Source organism: Pseudomonas sp. NPDC089428 (assembly GCF_044749325.1).
Taxonomy (GTDB): Bacteria; Pseudomonadota; Gammaproteobacteria; order Pseudomonadales; family Pseudomonadaceae; genus Aquipseudomonas.
Window position 1 is genome coordinate 202,927 of sequence record NZ_JBIVHT010000006.1, and the last position, 17,057, is coordinate 219,983.

Sequence of the window (17,057 nt, forward strand, 5' to 3'; positions counted from 1 at the left end):
AATCCTGTGGGAGCGGGCTTGCCCGCGAAAGGGCCAGTGCTGGCTACCCGCGGCTTTCGCAGGCTTCGATAGGCTTCAGATGCTTGACGAAATTACAGGGCCGGTGCCGCGCATCCAGCTGCTCCACCAAAATGCCTTCCCAGGCAGTACGGCAAGCGCCGGTCGAGCCGGGCAGGCAGCACACCAGGGTGCCGTTGGAAATCCCCGCCAGTGCCCTGCTCTGCACGGTCGAGCTGCCGATATCGAGAATGGACAAGGCGCGGAACAGTTCGCCAAAGCCATCGACACTCCGGTCCAGCAGGCACTGCACTGCCTCCGGCGTGCTGTCACGCCCGGTAAAGCCGGTACCGCCGGTGATCAGCACCACCTGCACGTCGTCATCGGCGATCCAGGCCGCCACCTGGGCGCGAATCTTGTACAGGTCGTCCTTGAGCAGCGCCCGCGCCACCAGGCGGTGGCCAACTTCCACCGAGCGGCTGGCCAGCAGCTCGCCGGAGGTGTCGTTGTCGTAGGTACGGGTGTCGCTGACAGTCAGCACGGCGATGTTCAGCGGTACGAAAACCGCATCGGGTTGGACGCGCACGGTGAAGCTCCTTGAATGGCATTGTCGTCACGCTAGAGGCAAGCCCAAGCAGCGTCCAATCGAAATGGCGAACCGGCCGATCAATGACATCTATCGCAGACGTGGGTTAAGGTCTGCACAACCAGACTCCAGGCACTTCCATGGACATCAAGCAGCTCAAGTTCCTCATCGCCCTCGACCAGACCCGCCACTTCGGCCAGGCTGCGGCGCTGTGCCATATCACCCAGCCGACCCTGTCCATGCGCTTGCGCAACCTGGAGGACGAACTGGACCTGGTGCTGGTCAAGCGCGGCCAGCGCTTCGAGGGTTTCACCGAAGCCGGCGAACGCATCCTGGCCTGGGCCCGCACCCTGCTCGCCGCCCATGACGGCCTGCAGGCGGAGGCCGCCAGTTGCCGAGGCCAGGTGGTCGGCAGCCTGCGCCTGGGCACTGTGCCGCTGGCCAGCTTCAACCCCATGCACCTGCTGCTGCCGCTGCGCGAGAAATACCCCGAACTGCAGTTTCAGCTCAGCTCGCACAGCACCGAGCAGATCATGGATGGCCTGAGCCGCAACCAGCTCGACCTGGGTATCTGCTACCTCGACCAGGTCAACGCCAACTTCTTCGAAGTGATCGAGCTGGGCACCACCACCATGGGCCTGCTGTTCGACACCCAGCACTTCCAGTTCGATGTCGACAGCCTGCGCTGGGACGAGCTTGGCGATATTCCACTGGGCCTGCTGAGCAAAGGCATGCACTACCGCCAGTCACTGGACCTGAGCTTTCGCAGCCGCGGCCTTGAGCCCAATGCCGTGCTGGAAAGCGACTCGACCTTCCAGCTGGTGCAGGCCATCAACACCGGCGTGTGCTGCGCGATCATGCCACTGGGCTGCGGCCTGGAAGACCTCAGCGAACACATGCGCATCCTCCCCATCGCCGACGCCAGCATCCACAGCCCGGTCGGCCTGCTGCTGCGCCGCAGCGAGCCACGTTCGGCGATTGCCGAGCAGTGCTTCGACGAAGCCAGGCTGCTGTTTCAGCCGGCCTGATCCGCCGTCGCCTGGCGGTACTGGCGGGGGGTAAAGCCCGTCAGTTGCTTGAACTGGCGGCTGAACGCGCTGTGGTCGGTGTAGCCGCAGCGCAGCGCCACCTCGGTGATCGGCAAATCGGAATGCAGCAGCCGGTGCGCGTGTTCAAGGCGTGCCTTGTGAATCATCTGCCGCGGCGTGAGGTGGAACACCCGCTTGCAGTAACGCTCCAGCTGCGCCACGGAAATGCCAGCGATGCGGGTCAGCTCACTCATGCTGATCGGCTGGTGGAAATGGCGGCGGATATGCTCGTCCACCGCAGCCAGGCGCTGGTAGGCGGGGTGGGTGTCGGCGGCTGACTGCAGGTCGACGGAAATGCCCACCAGGCCGATGATCTCGCCGTCCGGGTTGCGCAGCGGGCGCTTGTGGGTCAGGCACCAGCCCGGCTCTCGGCTGCCGTACAGGTGCAGTTCGAGCTGGTCTTGCAGCACCAGGCCGTCCTTGAGTACCCGGCGATCCTGCTCGGTGTAGCCGGGGCCCAGTTGCGCCGGGAACACTTCGGCGCTGGTCTTGCCCAGCAGCGGCTGCAGGCGCTTGAGACCACAGCGCTGGACCAGGGTGTTGTTGGCCAGCACATAGCGGGCGGCCGGGTCCTTGATGAAGATGGCGGCATTGGGGATGGCATCGAGGATCGGCAGCAGCAACGACACACCGGCCAGCAGGGCCTCCAGGGTGGCCGGACGGTGCTGGTCGAGGGACTGGTACAGGGTTGCCAGGGGGGTATCGGTCATCGGGGCAATCTCTATTGGCTGCACTGGCCTCTTCGCGGGCAAGCCCGCTCCCACAACTACCGCGCAAGACTCTGGGATTGTAGTAAGCCTGTGGGAGCGGGCTTGCCCCGCGAAAGGGCCATCAATGCCCATGAATCTCTAAAAGCCTTATACAGCAAGGCCTGCAGCCTACCTATCGAGGTCATGCAGCCGCCAGCCTTTTCTGCAACTGTGCCGATTTCGTCTTCCACCCTGCAGAAAACCATCAAGAACCCCTGCCCCGTTCGGGTCCACTCTATGCCCCACGCAAGCCGCCCAACACCTACAACAGCGCGGCCGTAACAAGCCGCATCACGTGACATCAGACCTGCCTATCCAAAACCTACAAAAAGGCGCACCCATGTCAGGCAAATTCAAGAAACAGCTGTCATTGCTCGACCTCACCTTCATCGGCCTCGGTGCCATCTTCGGCTCCGGCTGGCTGTTCGCCGCCAGCCACGTCTCGGCCATCGCCGGCCCGGCCGGCATCCTCTCCTGGTTCCTCGGCGGTTTCGCCGTGCTGCTGCTGGGCATCGTCTACTGCGAACTCGGCGCCGCCCTGCCGCGTGCCGGTGGCGTGGTGCGCTACCCGGTGTACTCGCACGGCCCGCTGCTCGGCTACCTGATGGGCTTCATCACCCTGATCGCCTTTTCCAGCCTGATCGCCATCGAAGTGGTCGCCTCGCGCCAGTACGCCGCAGCCTGGTTCCCCGGGCTGACCAAGGTCGGCTCCAGCGACCCGACCGTGCTCGGCTGGCTGGTGCAGTTCGCCTTGCTGGGGCTGTTCTTCTTCCTCAACTACCGCAGCGTGAAGACCTTCGCCAAGGCCAACAACCTGGTCAGCGTGTTCAAGTTCATCGTGCCGCTGTTGGTGATCGGCGTGTTGTTCAGCTTCTTCAAGCCGGAGAACTTCGAAGTCCAGGGTTTTGCCCCGTTCGGCCTGTCCGGCGTGGAAATGGCGGTGTCGGCCGGTGGCATCATCTTCGCCTACCTGGGGCTGACGCCGATCATTTCGGTGGCCAGCGAGGTGAAGAACCCGCAGCGCACCATCCCGATCGCGCTGATCCTTTCGGTGCTGCTGTCCACCGCGATCTATGCGCTGCTGCAACTGGCCTTCCTCGGCAGCGTGCCGACCGAGATGCTCGCCAACGGCTGGGCTGCGGTGACCAAGGAACTGGCCCTGCCCTACCGTGACATCGCCCTGGCCCTGGGGGTCGGCTGGCTGGCCTACCTGGTGGTGGCCGACGCGGTGATCTCGCCCAGCGGTTGCGGCAACATCTACATGAACGCCACGCCGCGCGTGGTCTATGGCTGGGCGCAGACTGGCACCTTCTTCAAGTACTTCACCCGCATCGACGCCGAGTCCGGCATCCCGCGCCCGGCGTTGTGGCTGACCTTTGGCCTGTCGGTGTTCTGGACCTTGCCGTTTCCTTCCTGGGAAGCGCTGATCAACGTGGTGTCCGCGGCCCTGGTACTGAGCTACGCCGTGGCCCCGGTCACCGTCGCCGCCCTGCGCCGCAATGCGCCGGACATGCCGCGCCCGTTCCGGGTCAAGGGCATGGGCGTGCTCGGCCCACTGTCGTTCATCATCGCCGCGCTGATCGTCTACTGGTCGGGCTGGAACACCGTGTCCTGGCTGCTGGCCCTGCAGATTGTGATGTTCGTGCTGTACCTGCTGTGCGGCCGCTTCGTCCCGACCCAGCACTTGTCGCTGGCCCAGCAAGTACGTTCGTCGGCCTGGCTGATCGGCTTCTACGCCGTGACCATCCTGTTGTCCTGGCTGGGCAGCTTCGGCGGCCTGGGCGTGCTCGGTCACCCGTTCGACACCCTGGCCGTGGCCGCCTGCGCCCTGGGCATCTACTACTGGGGCGCCGCCACCGGCGTGCCAGCCCACCTGGTGCGCCTGGAAGGGGATGATGAAAGCGAAGCCAGCGCTGAAACCTATACCGGCCGCCCCGCCGCCGTCGCCTCCTGACCCTTCAAGCAATGGACACGCCCATGAAACAGATTCACGTCATCGACTCACATACCGGCGGCGAACCGACCCGCCTGGTGATGAAAGGCTTCCCGCAACTGCACGGGCGCAGCATGGCCGAACAGCGCGACGAACTGCGCGAGCGGCACGATCAATGGCGCCGTGCCTGCCTGCTGGAGCCACGCGGCAACGATGTGCTGGTCGGCGCGCTGTATTGCCCACCGGTCTCGGCCGACGCCACCTGCGGGGTGATCTTCTTCAACAACGCCGGCTACCTGAACATGTGCGGCCACGGCACCATCGGCCTGGTCGCCTCGCTGCGGCACCTGGGCCTGATCGAGCCTGGCGTGCACAAGATCGACACGCCGGTCGGCCAGGTCAGCGCCACCCTGCATGAAGACGGCGCCATTACCGTGGGCAACGTGCCGTCCTACCGCTTCCGCCAGCAAGTGGCGGTGGACGTGCCCGGCCACGGCGTGGTGCGCGGCGACATCGCCTGGGGCGGCAACTGGTTCTTCCTGGTAGCCGAGCACGGCCAGCGCATCGAACTGGACAACCGCGAAGCCCTCACCGAGTACACCTGGGCCATGCTCAAGGCCCTCGAAGCCCAAGGCATCAGCGGCGAAAACGGAGCGCCGATCGACCATGTCGAGCTGTTCGCCGACGACGCCAATGCCGACAGCCGCAACTTCGTGATGTGCCCCGGCAAGGCCTACGACCGCTCGCCCTGCGGCACCGGCACCAGCGCCAAGCTGGCCTGCCTGGCCGCCGACGGCAAGCTCGAAGAAGGCCAGACCTGGGTCCAGGCCAGCATCACCGGCAGCCAGTTCCATGGCCGCTACGAACGCGACGGCGAACGCATTCGCCCATTCATCACCGGCCGCGCCTACATGACCGCCGACAGCACCCTGCTGATCGACGAACAGGATCCATTCGCCTGGGGCATCTGAACCCGGCTTCTTAAACCACTGAATATCGCCAGGAGTGACAACAATGACTGACAACATCTTCACCGGCACCATGCCCGCCCTCATGACCCCCTGCACCGCCGAACGCAAGCCGGACTTCGACGCCCTGGTGCGCAAAGGCCGCGAGCTGATCGAGGCCGGCATGAGCGCCGTGGTCTACTGCGGCTCGATGGGCGACTGGCCGCTGCTGACCGAAGCCGAGCGCCAGGAAGGCGTGGCCCGCCTGGTGGCCGCTGGCATCCCGACCATCGTCGGCACCGGCGCGGTGAATACCCGCGAAGCCGTGGCCCACGCTGCCCACGCGGCCAAGGTCGGCGCCGCCGGCCTGATGGTCATCCCCCGCGTGCTCAGCCGCGGAGCTTCGCTGATTGCCCAGAAACACCACTTCTCGGCAATTCTCGCGGCTGCGCCGAAGCTGCCGGCGGTGATCTACAACAGCCCTTACTACGGCTTCGCCACCCGCGCCGACCTGTTCTTCGAACTGCGCCGCGAATTCCCTAACCTGATCGGCTTCAAGGAATTCGGCGGTGGCGCCGACTTGCGCTACGCCGCCGAGCACATCACCTCCCAGGATAACGACGTGACCCTGATGGTCGGCGTCGATACCCAGGTGGTACATGGCTTCGTCAACTGCGCCGCCACCGGTGCGATCACCGGCATCGGCAACGCCCTGCCGCGTGAAGTGCTGCAGCTGGTAAGCCTGAGCAAGCAGGCCGCCAAGGGAGACGCCAAGGCCCGCCGCCTGGCGCGTGAGCTGGAGGCTGCGCTGGCGGTGCTGTCGTCGTTCGATGAAGGCTGCGACCTGGTGCTGTACTACAAGCACCTGATGGTGCTCAACGGCGACACCGAGTACCGCCTGCACTTCAACGAAACCGACGTGCTGACCGACGCCCAGCGCAACTACGCCGAGCAGCAGTACGCGCTGTTCCGCAAGTGGTACGCCAGCTGGTCGGCCGAGCAGAACCTGGCCTGAGATCGGAAACACATTCCGTGTGGGAGCGGGCTTGCCCGCGAATCAGTCACCGCGGGGCCTGGCACCGGCTTTGCCGGTGTTCGCGGGCAAGCCCGCTCCCACAGCCTCGACATTTTGAGCATCTGAATTCAATTCCAAAGGACGCCCCATGACCCTGACAGGCAACCTGCTGATCGGCCAGTCTGCCGTGCCCGGCAGCCGCGATGCGATCCGCGCCATCGACCCGGCCACCAACCAGGTCCTCGAACCCGCCTACGCCGGCGGCACCGGCGAACACGTGGCCCAGGCCTGCGCTCTGGCTTGGGCGGCGTTCGACAGCTTCCGGGAAACCTCGCTGGAGCAACGCGCCCGTTTCCTCGAAACCATCGCCAGCGAAATCGAAGCACTGGGCGATGCCCTGGTCGACCGCGCCGTGGCCGAAAGCGGCCTGCCCAAGGCGCGCATCCAGGGCGAGCGTGGCCGCACCTGCATGCAATTGCGCATCTTTGCCCGCGTGGTCCGCAGTGGCGAATGGCTGGATGTGCGGGTCGACCACGCCCAGCCTGAGCGCCAGCCGCTGCCGCGTGCCGACCTGCGCCAACGCCAGGTGGCCCTGGGCCCGGTGGCGGTGTTCGGTGCCAGCAACTTCCCCCTGGCCTTCTCGGTCGCCGGCGGCGACACCGCCTCGGCGCTGGCCGCCGGTTGCCCGGTTGTGGTCAAGGCCCACGCCGCGCACCCCGGCACCAGCGAACTGGTCGGCCAGGCCGTGGCCCGTGCCGTCAAACACTGCGGCCTGCCGGAAGGCGTGTTCTCGCTGCTGTACGGCGCCGGCCGTGAAGTCGGCATTGCCCTGGTCAGCGACCCGCGCATCAAGGCGGTCGGTTTCACCGGCTCGCGCAGCGGTGGCATTGCCTTGTGCCAAGCCGCCCAGGCGCGCCCAGAGCCGATTCCGGTCTACGCCGAGATGAGCTCGATCAACCCGGTGTTCCTCTTCGATGCAGCGCTGCAGGCCCGTGCCGAAGCGTTGGCGCAAGGCTTCGTTGCCTCGCTGACCCAGGGCGCCGGGCAGTTCTGCACCAACCCCGGGCTGGTGATTGCCCGCCAGGGGCCGGCACTGCAGCGCTTCATCGACGCGGCCAGTGAGCAAGTGCGCCAGGCCGCCGCGCAGACCATGCTCACCCCAGGCATTTTCAGCGCCTATGCCGCTGGCACTGCAGCCCTGGCCAGCAACGCCAACGCAAGCGTTGCCGCCAGCGGGCAGGCACAACAAGGGCCGAACCAGTGCCAGGCGCAGCTGTTCGTGACCCAGGCCGAAGCGTTTCTCAGCGACCCGGCGTTGCAGGCCGAAGTGTTTGGCGCGGCTTCGCTGGTGGTGGCCTGCGCCAGCGACGCGCAGGTCCGCCAGGTGGCCGAGCACCTTGAGGGGCAGCTGACCGCCACGCTGCAGCTGGACGATGCCGACGTCGACAGCGCCCGCGCCCTGCTGCCGACCCTGGAACGCAAGGCCGGGCGCATTCTGGTCAACGGCTGGCCGACCGGTGTCGAAGTGTGCGATGCGATGGTCCACGGCGGGCCGTTCCCGGCCACTTCCGACGCCCGCACCACCTCGGTCGGCACCGCAGCCATCCTGCGTTTCCTGCGCCCGGTGTGCTACCAGGACTTCCCCGATGCCCTGCTGCCACAGGCGCTCCAGCGCGGCAACCCGCTGCAGCTGCGGCGCTTGCTTGACGGTAAACGGGAAGGTTGAGCATGGTCGACGCCCCTGAAACCGATATCGCCGTGGTGGGCGCAGGCATCGTTGGCGTTGCCTGCGCCCTGCAACTGGCCCGCCAGGGCCGACGGGTGCTGCTGCTCGACCACCAGCCGCCCGGCCATGGTGCCTCCTACGGCAATGCCGGGCACCTGGCCACCGAGCAGGTGTTCCCCATTGCCGACCTGTCGATCCTCAAGCGCCTGCCGCGCATGCTGCTCGACCCGATGGGCCCGCTGCGCCTGGACTGGAAGTACCTGCCCAAGGCCATGCCTTGGTTCACCCGGCTGCTGCTCAACCTGCGCCCGGCGCCGTTCCAGCGCAGCGTGGCCGGTATCCGCGCGCTGAACGAAGGCAGCCTGGGAGCCTGGCAGCGCTTGCTCGGCTCGATCGGGCGCAGCGAGCTGTTCAAGGAAGATGGCTCGCTGCTGGTGTTCGAACGGCCCGAGTCGCGCCAGGCGCTGCAAGCCTTGCAGGCGCGCATGCAGCAGCAGAACGTGGAGGTGGATTTCTGGTCGGCCGAAAGCGTGCGCGAGGCAGCACCGCAGCTCAACCCTGCGCTGCTGGGTGGCTTGTTCTTCCCGCGTACCGGGCACTTCATCAACCCGTACCGGGTGGTCTGCGCATTGTTCGAGGCTGCCAGGGCCAGCGGTGTGCGTTTCGTCCAGGCGCGGGTTGCGGGTGGGCAACTGCACGGCAACGGGGTCAGCCTGGCCAGTGACCAGGGGACGTTCCAGGCGCGCCAGGTGTTGCTCAGCTGCGGCGCACATTCTGCGCAGTTGACGGCGGCGCTGACCGGCAAGCAGGTACCCCTGGACACTGAGCGCGGTTATCACCTGATGCTGCCGCAGGAGCAGCAGCGCTTGCCGTTCGCGGTCACCTCGCTGGAGCGCAAGTTCATCATGACGCCCATGGCTGATGGGCTGCGCCTGGCCGGCACGGTGGAATTCGCAGGGCTCGATGCGCCGCCGAGCATGCAGCGGGCGTGGCAGTTACACCGGTTGAGCAAAGGGCTGTTCCAGCAGGAACTGAGTGTTGAAGGCGCTACGCCCTGGATGGGCTTCAGGCCATCGTTGCCGGACTCGTTGCCGGTGATCGATCGGGTGTGCGATGGCCGCGTGCTGTTGGCGTTCGGACATCAGCATCTGGGGCTGACCCAGGCGGCGGTGACGGCGGAATGGGTGGGGCACTTGGCGCAACAGTCGGCTGGCCCTGAGACGGCGGCATACCAGTTAGATCGTTTTTGAGTTCAGGGGCTGCTGTGCAGCCCATTCGCGGGACAAGCCCGCTCCCACAGGGATCGCGCCAGATTCTAGAAACTGAGCAAGACAGTTGCTCCCACAGGGATTGCGCATGCCTCGAGGTAAGCATTGAACCTGTGGGAGCGGGTTCACCCGCGAAGAGGCCGGCACAAGCAGCACAAGACAGTTGCTCCCACAGGTGCAGCGCAGGCCGTGAGAGCCACTCATACCTGTGGGAGCGGGCTTGTCCCGCGAATGGGTCGCATAGCGGCCCCCTTTTCGACTCAGCGATAACGCTCGAGCCAGTGTGCATAAGGTGCCGGCAAGGTCCAGGAGGCCTTCTCCACACCCAGTTCCTTGGCCGCGAAGTACGCCCAATGCGGGTCGGCCAGGTGCGCACGGCCAACCGATACCAGATCCAGCTGATTGGCCTGCAAGGCCGCCTCAGCCAGCTGCGGCGTACCAAAGCCCCACGCCGACGTCACCGGAAGGCCCGCCTCACGACGCACGCGCTCGGCAATCGGCCCCATGAACGCCGGGCCCCATGGGATGTTGGTTTCAGGAATGGTGAAGCCAACGCTGACGCTCAGCAGGTCCAGGCCACCGGCCTTGAACATGCGCGCCAACTCGATGGACTCATCCAGGGTCTGCTGATCACGACCGTCATACTCCAGCACACCGAAGCGCGCGGTCAGCGGCAGGTTTTCCGGCCACACCTCACGCACCGCTGCCAGGGTTTCCAGCAGGAAGCGGCTGCGGTTCTCGAAGCTGCCACCGTACGCATCGGTGCGCTGGTTGGAATGCTCGGAGAAGAAGCTCTGCCCCAGGTAGCCATGGGCAAAGTGCAGCTCGATCCACTCGAAGCCGGCATCACGCGCACGGCGCGCGGCGTCGACGAAATCCTGTTTCACCCGGGCAATGTCGTCCAGGCTCATCTCGCGCGGTGCCTTCGGCAGGTGCGCGCCAAAGGCGACAGCCGACGGGGCGATGGTTTCCCAGCCGCGAGCATCGTCGGCAGCGATGTGGTCGTCACCTTCCCATGGGCGGTTGGCGCTGGCTTTGCGCCCGGCGTGGGCAATCTGGATGCCCGGCACCGAGCCTGCTGCCTTGATCGCCTTCACCACCGGCACAAAGGCCTTGGCATGGGCGTCGCTCCAGATCCCGGCACAGCCGGGGGTGATGCGCCCTTCCGGCGCCACGGCGGTGGCCTCGACCACCAGCAGGCCGGCGCCGCCACGGGCCAGGCCAGCGTAATGCACCTGGTGCCAGTCGTTGATCAGGCCGTCCTCGGCCATGTACTGGCACATCGGTGGAATGGCGATGCGGTTGCGCAAGGTGACATCTTTGAGGGAGTAAGGTTGGAACAGGGCAGACATGGGCAAACTCCGAGGATCATCTGAATACGATAGTTCGATCATAATCGAACTATGGCAATTAATGAAACCCCCGTTATCATGTCGGTCATGCGAGCCTACCAACATCCCAATCCTGAAGACCTGATTCTCGAGCGTGTGCTCTATGCACTGAGCGACCCGGTGCGCCTGGGCATCGTCCGCCACCTGGCCGGCGTGGCCGAGGCCAGCTGCGGCGAGCTCGATGGCGGGCGGCCGAAGTCGAGCATGTCGCACCATTTTCGCGTGTTGCGTGATGCGGGGTTGGTGCATACCCGCAATGTCGGGACCACCCACATGAATTCGCTGCGCAGCGAAATGCTGGCAGAGCGGTTTCCAGGGTTGCTCGACTGCATTCTAAGGCAGAGCTGATCTTTACCTGTACCGGCCTCTTCGCGGGCAAGCCCGCTCCCACAGGGATCGCGCCAGATTATAGAAATGCTCCCACAGGTTCGGCGTTGCTCTTGAAGCCAATGCAACCCTTGTGGGAGCGGCGGTTCGTCAGGCGCTGATGGCGTCAAAGCTGCGAATGGGTGTGGGTACCGCGCCGAACAGCGTGAACTCTTCTTCGATGATCCATGGTTCTTTCATGATCAGATACACATCGAGAAAATCAGAGAAGCCAGGCCAGATGAACAGTTCGTTGGCTTCGGCAACTGCACGCGACAGCACACCCACGCCGCCAAAGCTCTTGATCATGGAAACACTGACGATCTCACTGCCGGAGTGGAACACGGTTGCAGCCTCCAGCATGCCGGGCCGGCGCTCGGCGAAGCGGGAGAAGATCGAGGAATAGGGGCACTCGGGCAACGGCTTGATCACCGCACAGGGCGCTGAACGGTCATTGCTGGATGACGAGGCGACGACTTCGATGCGCAAGCCCTTGAGCGGCACCGAATGATAGTTCTCGGGGACACTGTCGCCCAGCACCACCACCATATCCGCTTCGTCCTTGGCCAGCTTCGTCAGGTTGTCGGGCGATTCCGAGCAACTGAAGATTGGGTTGTAGCCTGACAACTTGCTGACCACGCCTGCCATGATCTGCTGATTGATTTCCATCGACAGCGTGCTGTTCAAGGCAACGCGCAACGGCAGGCGCTGGTTGCGGCTCTGGCGCAACTGATTGATCTTCAGCTGCATGCGCTCGGAAGAACGCACGATTTCCAGGACATGCGGCAGGATACCCACGCCTTCCTGGGTCAGTGATACCCCTTTGTTGGTCCGGTCGAACAACTTGAAGCCGCAATGATCTTCGAGCTTTTTCAACTGAGCGGCCAAGGCCTGGACCGTGACGTGCACCTGTTCGGCCGCATCGGTGATCGACCCCGTTCGGGCGACGTTCACGATGTTTTTGAGCACCTTGATGTCCATTCAATCTCCCTCCCCATTCCGCTGACGCAGACCGCCTACGAAAGCCACGAGGATAACGCACAACGGCCGGCACTGTCTGCCCACTAACGGTGCACGCCGGCCGGGTAGCAAGCAACGGTTGAGGCACGTCAAAAAAAAGTGAAGTTTCGGCGCGCAATCCAACTGTTAGATTTTCGCCAGCTTTAAATAAGAAGAGATGGCCATGCTGACACTTAACAGAAACATCGATGCTGCCCTGCGACAAAACAAGACGGTCAACGTCATGGGCAGTGATTATACGTTGAACGGCGGTTTCAAAGAGTTTGTCGAGTTTTCCAAAAGTTGGGAAACGATGGGGATCGACCGTTATTACGGCCAGGCTGAAAAAGGCACCCGCTACCGCCGTTACAGTGACTTCGACTTCAACCCGGTCACCGGTGAGCTGTGCCAGCTCAATCACCGTGCCTATGAACAATCGGAGGCGCACAACAACTATGTCGGCGGCATGGCGCGCCATTTCGATGACATTTCCGCCGACGTCTTCAACTCACCGATACTCCGTTCGCTGATCCGCCTGGATTTCGACGTTTATAAAGCCGTGCTGCCCAAAGAGCTGCACACGGTCAACTGGCAATGCCAGGTGCACCAGATCCGTATCGAGATCAAACCAGGGGCGCAAATCGAAATCACCCCAGAAGGTATTCACTGCGACGGTTATCCGTTCAGCGGCGTGCACTTCTGGGGCCGTCACAACGTCGAGGGTGCCACCAGCAAGATCTACGATAAACAGTCGAATGTGATCGATTCCGGCACTTACCTGAATATTCTCGACACCACGTACTTCCTCGATCGCGAATTGCAGCACTACGTCACGCCGGCGATCAACCCGAGTAACTCTGAAATGGGCTATCGGCAGATCATCGCGATTTCCTTCTCTCGACCGGGCAGCGAGCATGACATTATCGACTAGTTACATCGGTACGACGCCGAAGTTGTTCCCGGCCGAACACATCAATGGCCTGAGCATCAAGAAAGCCACGCCCTTCCAGGCCCGCAAGATTGTCGATTTCTTCCGCCGCTTCGAGGAGACCTCGTTCTGCGACTGGCAGGACGAAGGGCTGCTCAAGGGACTGCTCGGCACCGAGCACACCTATTGCTACGTGGCCGAGAACCAGACCGGCAGCATCGTCGGCGCGGTCGCAGGGGGCTTGATGGGCACCCGGGGTACCATCAACCACATGGCGGTGGCGCCGGACTATCGCCAGAGCAGGATCGGCACCTCACTGGCCAATTCGATTCTCAGCGACTTCCGCCAGCACGGTATTCGCCGGGTGTTTCTGTTCGTTGAAGAGGACAACGTCAACGCACTGAGCTTCTGGCAGAAACAAGGCTTCCTGCAAACCCGTGGTGAAATCACCTGCGAGGTCGACCTGTGACCTCGTCGGTGTTGCTGACCACCTCGCGCAAGGAAAGCCTGGTCGACGCCCTGCCGATCGTCACCGGCTATTTCGTCGTCAGCTTCGTGTTCGGTGTCATGTGCATCAACGCCGGCCTGCCCTTGTGGCTGCCGGCCGCCATGTGCCTGTTCGTCTACGCCGGGGCAGCGCAGTTTGCCGCCCTGGCACTGATGACCAGCAGCGCGCCGCTGATCACCATTGCCTTGTCGACCTTGCTGATCAATTCGCGGCACATGCTGATGGCGATGTACATGTCCAAACGCAGCGCACAACTGCCGATCAGCAAACCGCAGAAGTTGCTGTACGCGTTCGGCCTGACCGATGAGTCCTTCGCCTTCCACAGCCAACGCCTGGAAAACGGCAGGCCGACCTCGCCTGGTTATCTGCTGCAGTTCAATACCTATTGCCATGCCAGCTGGATCGCCGGTGCGGTGTTTGGTGCGGTGGCCTCGGATGCATTGAACCGGTTTTCCCAGTTCAAGCTGGACTATGCCCTGACCGCCATGATGATCTTCGTGCTGATATCGCTGTGCAGCACCTTCACCAAAGCCATCATCGCTTTGGTGGTGATCGTTACCACGTGCCTGCTGAACATGTTTGCGCCCTCGCCCCTGAACGTATTCATCGCAACCGCCGTAGGCTGTGGAGCCGGGTTATGCCTGAAAAGAACTACCTGATCGCAGCGGTGATGCTGATGGCTGCCATCACCTACCTGACCCGCGCGACACCGTTTCTGTTGAAGATGGAGAAGTCCCCCAAGCTGTTCAATGACGTCATTGAATACCTGCCGGTGGCAATCATCGCCAGCATCACCGTACCGGCCCTGCTGGTAGCCAAGGATGGTTCGCTGCTGGGCCTGAATGCCGACTTGCTGGCAGCCATTCCGGTGGTCATCGTCGCCCTCTGGTCGAGAAGCCTGATCTACAGCGTGTGTGCCGGCGTTGCCGGACACGTGGCGATCACGCTGTTGGCTTGAGGCCCGGATGTGAAAAGGAAACCGCTATGAGCCTTGCTCGCCGGAAAGTCACCCTGACCAACCTGAGTGAATTTTCCCGCCTGATGCCCAAGGTTCCACGTGACCGGGTGATCGATGAAATGGCTGACCTGTCGCTGGAGTGCTCACTGGCCTATGCCTTGAGCAAGACGTTCTTGCGCGATGGCTGGATCGCCGAGTACCGCCACCTGCATGCAGCTGCGCACTTGAGCACGGACAACGACCTGCTGCTGTTCGCCACTTCGGGAAGCTTGAAGCTGGAAATGGCCGATGGTACGGAACTGCACGTCATGCACGGCGATCAGGTGGTGCTCAGGGCGGCCACCGAGGCGAAAGTGTTCCCCGTCAGTGACGAGGGTGGCGTGAGTTTTCTGGCACTGGCTGTAGACCTCAACCTGACCGAGGTGCTGCAGGAGCTTGCCATCGACAGCGACATGCCGAAACAGCCATAAAAAAAGCCACGGGGGTCACCCGTGGCTTTTTCTCACACACATCGCCTGATCAAAGCGCCATGTCGTTCTCGGGTTTGCTTTCAACCGGCTTGCTCGGCGCAACGGTGGTACCGACGCTGTCGTCGATCACCGGTGGCTTCTCCAGCTGCAGCACCTCAGCGGTGTAGTTCCACTCTTTCTGGGTGGCCGCTGCCGAATCGTTCAGCTTGGTACCGTAGCTTGGTACGATTTCCTTGATCTTGGCCTGCCACTCAGGGGTAGCGACCTTTTCCTTGAACACGGTTTCCAGCACGTTCAGCATGATCGGCGCGGCGGTCGAGGCACCTGGCGAGGCGCCCAGCAGGCCAGCGATAGTGCGGTCCTGGGAAGCCACCACTTCGGTGCCCAGCTTCAGTACGCCGCCCTTCTCTTCGTCACGCTTGATGATCTGCACACGCTGACCGGCCTGCCACAGCTTCCAGTCTTCCTTCTTGGCGTTCGGGAAGTAGGTGCGCAGGGCTTCGAAGCGGTCGTCATCCGACAGCATCAGCTGACCGGCGAGGTACTCGACCAGTGGGTACTGGTCGATACCGACCTTGGTCATCGGCCACACGTTGTGGGTGGTGGTGCTGCTCAGCAGGTCCAGGTACGAACCGTTCTTCAGGAACTTGGTCGAGAAGGTAGCGAATGGGCCAAACAGGATCACGCGCTTGCCGTCCAGCACACGGGTGTCCAGGTGCGGTACCGACATGGGTGGCGCACCGGTCGAGGCGATGCCGTAGGCCTTGGCCATGTGCTGCATGGCCACGGTCGGGTTCTCGGTTACCAGGAACGAACCGCCCACTGGGAAGCCTGCGTATTCCTTGGCTTCAGGAATGCCCGACTTCTGCAGCAGCTTCAGCGCGCCGCCGCCGGCACCGATGAACAGGAACTTGGCGTCGGTGGCCGACTCGGTCCCATCCTTGAGGTTCTTGTACTCGACGTGCCAGGAGCCGTCTTCGTTGCGGGTGATGTCCTGCACTTCGCTGGACAGCTTCAGCTCGAAGCCTTTCTGGGTCTGCAGGTGGCCAACGAACTGGCGGGTGATTTCGCCGAAGTTGACGTCGGTGCCGATGGGCGTCCAGGTGACCGCCAGCTTCTGGTTCGGGTCACGGCCTTCCATCATCAGCGGGACCCACTTGGCGATCTGCGTGTGGTCCTCGGAGTACTGCATCGGGCGGAACAGCGGGCTGGCCTGCAGCGCGTCGTAACGCTTCTTGAGGAACTTGATGTTGTCATCGCCCCAGACGAAGCTCATGTGCGGGGTGGTGTTGATGAACGAGTGCGGGTTCTTCAGCACGCCCTGACGAACCTGCCACGACCAGAACTGGCGGGAGATCTGGAAGGCTTCGTTGATTTCGATGGCCTTGGAGATGTTGACGTTGCCGTCTTTGTCTTCCGGGGTGTAGTTCAGCTCGGCCAGCGCGGAGTGGCCGGTACCGGCGTTGTTCCAGCCGTTGGAGCTTTCTTCGGCGACGCCGTCCAGGCGCTCGACCATTTCCATCGACCAGCTTGGCTCCAGCTCGTGCAGCCACACGGCCAGGGTGGAGCTCATGATGCCGCCGCCGACCAGCAGCACATCGACTTTCTTGGTTTCTGCGGCGTGCGCTTGCATGAAGCTCGCAGCGACAGCCAGACCCAGCAAGGTCTTGCCAGCTTTCTTGAACATTGATCAATTCCAGTCAGTAGAACGGAGGTTGGGCCTGTGGCTGGCCCAGAGTATTCCTTGTTCTTCAGCGCAGGCTTGTTGTAGATGATTGTTCAGCAGCCAGAGAACCAGAAAACGACTCAGGCTTTTGTCGAATTGACCGACAAGGCTGAATCGTTTCGGCGATTGTAACCGAAATGCCAGCACAAACAAATTGATGAACCCCAGGTCAAGTAGGCAATTTGCCCCAGCGGCAGGTTGTCACGCCGGGGGAACATCTATCCTGATGAAGCCTTTTTCGCACTGACCACCGCCGTGGTACCGACGCATCTACTGACCGAGCGCATGCGCGCCAATCTGCGGATTGCCAATCTGTTCGAGCGGGTGGCGGGAGCTTGCCTGTGCTTCGGCATCAAGCTGGCAGCAATGCGCTGAGACCAGCCGTTCAATTGCCGATCCAAC

Annotated in this window: 17 protein-coding genes and 1 pseudogene; 13 read left to right on the plus strand and 5 right to left on the minus strand. The window is 63.1% G+C overall.

Annotated features, from left to right (window positions below):
• Nucleotides 1-43: 43 nt before the first annotated feature.
• Nucleotides 44-583 carry a molybdenum cofactor biosynthesis protein B gene (gene moaB, locus ACIPZ5_RS14125; RefSeq protein ID WP_261943041.1) on the minus strand — a complete coding sequence of 180 codons (540 nt, stop codon included), beginning with the start codon at nt 581-583 and terminating at the stop codon, nt 44-46.
• Nucleotides 584-723: 140 nt separating this feature from the next.
• On the opposite strand from moaB, the gene ACIPZ5_RS14130 reads away from it, so the two are divergent.
• Nucleotides 724-1,611, plus strand: coding sequence for a LysR family transcriptional regulator (locus ACIPZ5_RS14130; protein WP_400809257.1), 888 nt, complete (start codon nt 724-726; stop codon nt 1,609-1,611).
• Here the strand turns inward: ACIPZ5_RS14130 and ACIPZ5_RS14135 are convergent.
• Nucleotides 1,599-2,381, minus strand: a complete 783-nt coding sequence (locus tag ACIPZ5_RS14135) for an AraC family transcriptional regulator (RefSeq protein WP_261943040.1) — start codon at nt 2,379-2,381, stop codon at nt 1,599-1,601. The genes ACIPZ5_RS14130 and ACIPZ5_RS14135 overlap by 13 nt on opposite strands.
• Before the next feature lie 379 nt (nt 2,382-2,760).
• Here ACIPZ5_RS14135 and ACIPZ5_RS14140 point away from each other — a divergent pair, with 379 nt between their 5' ends.
• The 5 genes from ACIPZ5_RS14140 (at nt 2,761) to ACIPZ5_RS14160 (ending at nt 9,291) form a co-directional block, all read left to right on the plus strand.
• Nucleotides 2,761-4,374 (plus strand): APC family permease, encoded by a 1,614-nt coding sequence (locus ACIPZ5_RS14140; protein WP_085675714.1) that lies wholly within the window; start codon nt 2,761-2,763, stop codon nt 4,372-4,374.
• 23 nt (nt 4,375-4,397) lie between these two features.
• The gene (locus tag ACIPZ5_RS14145) at nt 4,398-5,324 is read left to right on the plus strand and encodes a 4-hydroxyproline epimerase (protein WP_400809261.1); all 927 of its coding nucleotides are present in this window, start codon (nt 4,398-4,400) and stop codon (nt 5,322-5,324) included.
• Between the two features lie 43 nt (nt 5,325-5,367).
• The gene (locus tag ACIPZ5_RS14150) at nt 5,368-6,315 is read left to right on the plus strand and encodes a dihydrodipicolinate synthase family protein (RefSeq protein ID WP_261943037.1); all 948 of its coding nucleotides are present in this window, start codon (nt 5,368-5,370) and stop codon (nt 6,313-6,315) included.
• 148 nt (nt 6,316-6,463) lie between these two features.
• Complete coding sequence (locus ACIPZ5_RS14155; protein WP_400809263.1) at nt 6,464-8,041, plus strand: aldehyde dehydrogenase (NADP(+)); 1,578 nt, start codon at nt 6,464-6,466, stop codon at nt 8,039-8,041.
• A 2-nt stretch (nt 8,042-8,043) separates the two neighbouring features.
• Nucleotides 8,044-9,291, plus strand: coding sequence for an NAD(P)/FAD-dependent oxidoreductase (locus ACIPZ5_RS14160; RefSeq protein ID WP_400809265.1), 1,248 nt, complete (start codon nt 8,044-8,046; stop codon nt 9,289-9,291).
• A gap of 278 nt (nt 9,292-9,569) precedes the next feature.
• Here ACIPZ5_RS14160 and xenA read toward each other — a convergent pair whose 3' ends face one another.
• Entirely contained in the window at nt 9,570-10,661 is a 1,092-nt protein-coding gene (gene xenA / locus ACIPZ5_RS14165) for a xenobiotic reductase XenA (RefSeq protein ID WP_343598642.1), read from the minus strand.
• A gap of 51 nt (nt 10,662-10,712) precedes the next feature.
• On the opposite strand from xenA, the gene ACIPZ5_RS14170 reads away from it, so the two are divergent.
• Nucleotides 10,713-11,048, plus strand: coding sequence for a helix-turn-helix domain-containing protein (locus ACIPZ5_RS14170; protein ID WP_343598641.1), 336 nt, complete (start codon nt 10,713-10,715; stop codon nt 11,046-11,048).
• Between the two features lie 129 nt (nt 11,049-11,177).
• Here ACIPZ5_RS14170 and ACIPZ5_RS14175 read toward each other — a convergent pair whose 3' ends face one another.
• The gene (locus tag ACIPZ5_RS14175) at nt 11,178-12,047 is read right to left on the minus strand and encodes a LysR family transcriptional regulator (protein WP_343598640.1); all 870 of its coding nucleotides are present in this window, start codon (nt 12,045-12,047) and stop codon (nt 11,178-11,180) included.
• A gap of 202 nt (nt 12,048-12,249) precedes the next feature.
• On the opposite strand from ACIPZ5_RS14175, the gene ACIPZ5_RS14180 reads away from it, so the two are divergent.
• The 5 genes from ACIPZ5_RS14180 to ACIPZ5_RS14200 are packed head-to-tail and all read left to right on the plus strand — an operon-like array spanning nt 12,250 to nt 14,929.
• Nucleotides 12,250-12,996 carry a 2OG-Fe dioxygenase family protein gene (locus tag ACIPZ5_RS14180; RefSeq protein ID WP_261943029.1) on the plus strand — a complete coding sequence of 249 codons (747 nt, stop codon included), beginning with the start codon at nt 12,250-12,252 and terminating at the stop codon, nt 12,994-12,996.
• Entirely contained in the window at nt 12,980-13,462 is a 483-nt protein-coding gene (locus ACIPZ5_RS14185) for a GNAT family N-acetyltransferase (protein WP_261943028.1), read from the plus strand. The genes ACIPZ5_RS14180 and ACIPZ5_RS14185 overlap by 17 nt, the downstream gene beginning before the upstream one ends.
• Entirely contained in the window at nt 13,459-14,160 is a 702-nt protein-coding gene (locus ACIPZ5_RS14190) for an AzlC family ABC transporter permease (RefSeq protein WP_261943027.1), read from the plus strand. The genes ACIPZ5_RS14185 and ACIPZ5_RS14190 overlap by 4 nt, the downstream gene beginning before the upstream one ends.
• Nucleotides 14,139-14,459 carry an AzlD domain-containing protein gene (locus ACIPZ5_RS14195; RefSeq protein WP_261943026.1) on the plus strand — a complete coding sequence of 107 codons (321 nt, stop codon included), beginning with the start codon at nt 14,139-14,141 and terminating at the stop codon, nt 14,457-14,459. Before ACIPZ5_RS14190 ends, ACIPZ5_RS14195 begins: the two co-directional genes overlap by 22 nt.
• A 26-nt stretch (nt 14,460-14,485) precedes the next feature.
• Nucleotides 14,486-14,929, plus strand: coding sequence for a hypothetical protein (locus ACIPZ5_RS14200; protein ID WP_261943025.1), 444 nt, complete (start codon nt 14,486-14,488; stop codon nt 14,927-14,929).
• A 49-nt stretch (nt 14,930-14,978) separates the two neighbouring features.
• On the opposite strand, the gene mqo is transcribed toward ACIPZ5_RS14200, so the two are convergent.
• Entirely contained in the window at nt 14,979-16,616 is a 1,638-nt protein-coding gene (gene mqo / locus ACIPZ5_RS14205; protein ID WP_400809271.1) for a malate dehydrogenase (quinone), read from the minus strand.
• Nucleotides 16,617-16,907: 291 nt separating this feature from the next.
• On the opposite strand from mqo, the pseudogene ACIPZ5_RS14210 reads away from it, so the two are divergent.
• Nucleotides 16,908-17,030, plus strand: a pseudogene (locus ACIPZ5_RS14210) (lysine transporter LysE); the annotation flags it as partial.
• Nucleotides 17,031-17,057: the final 27 nt, after the last annotated feature.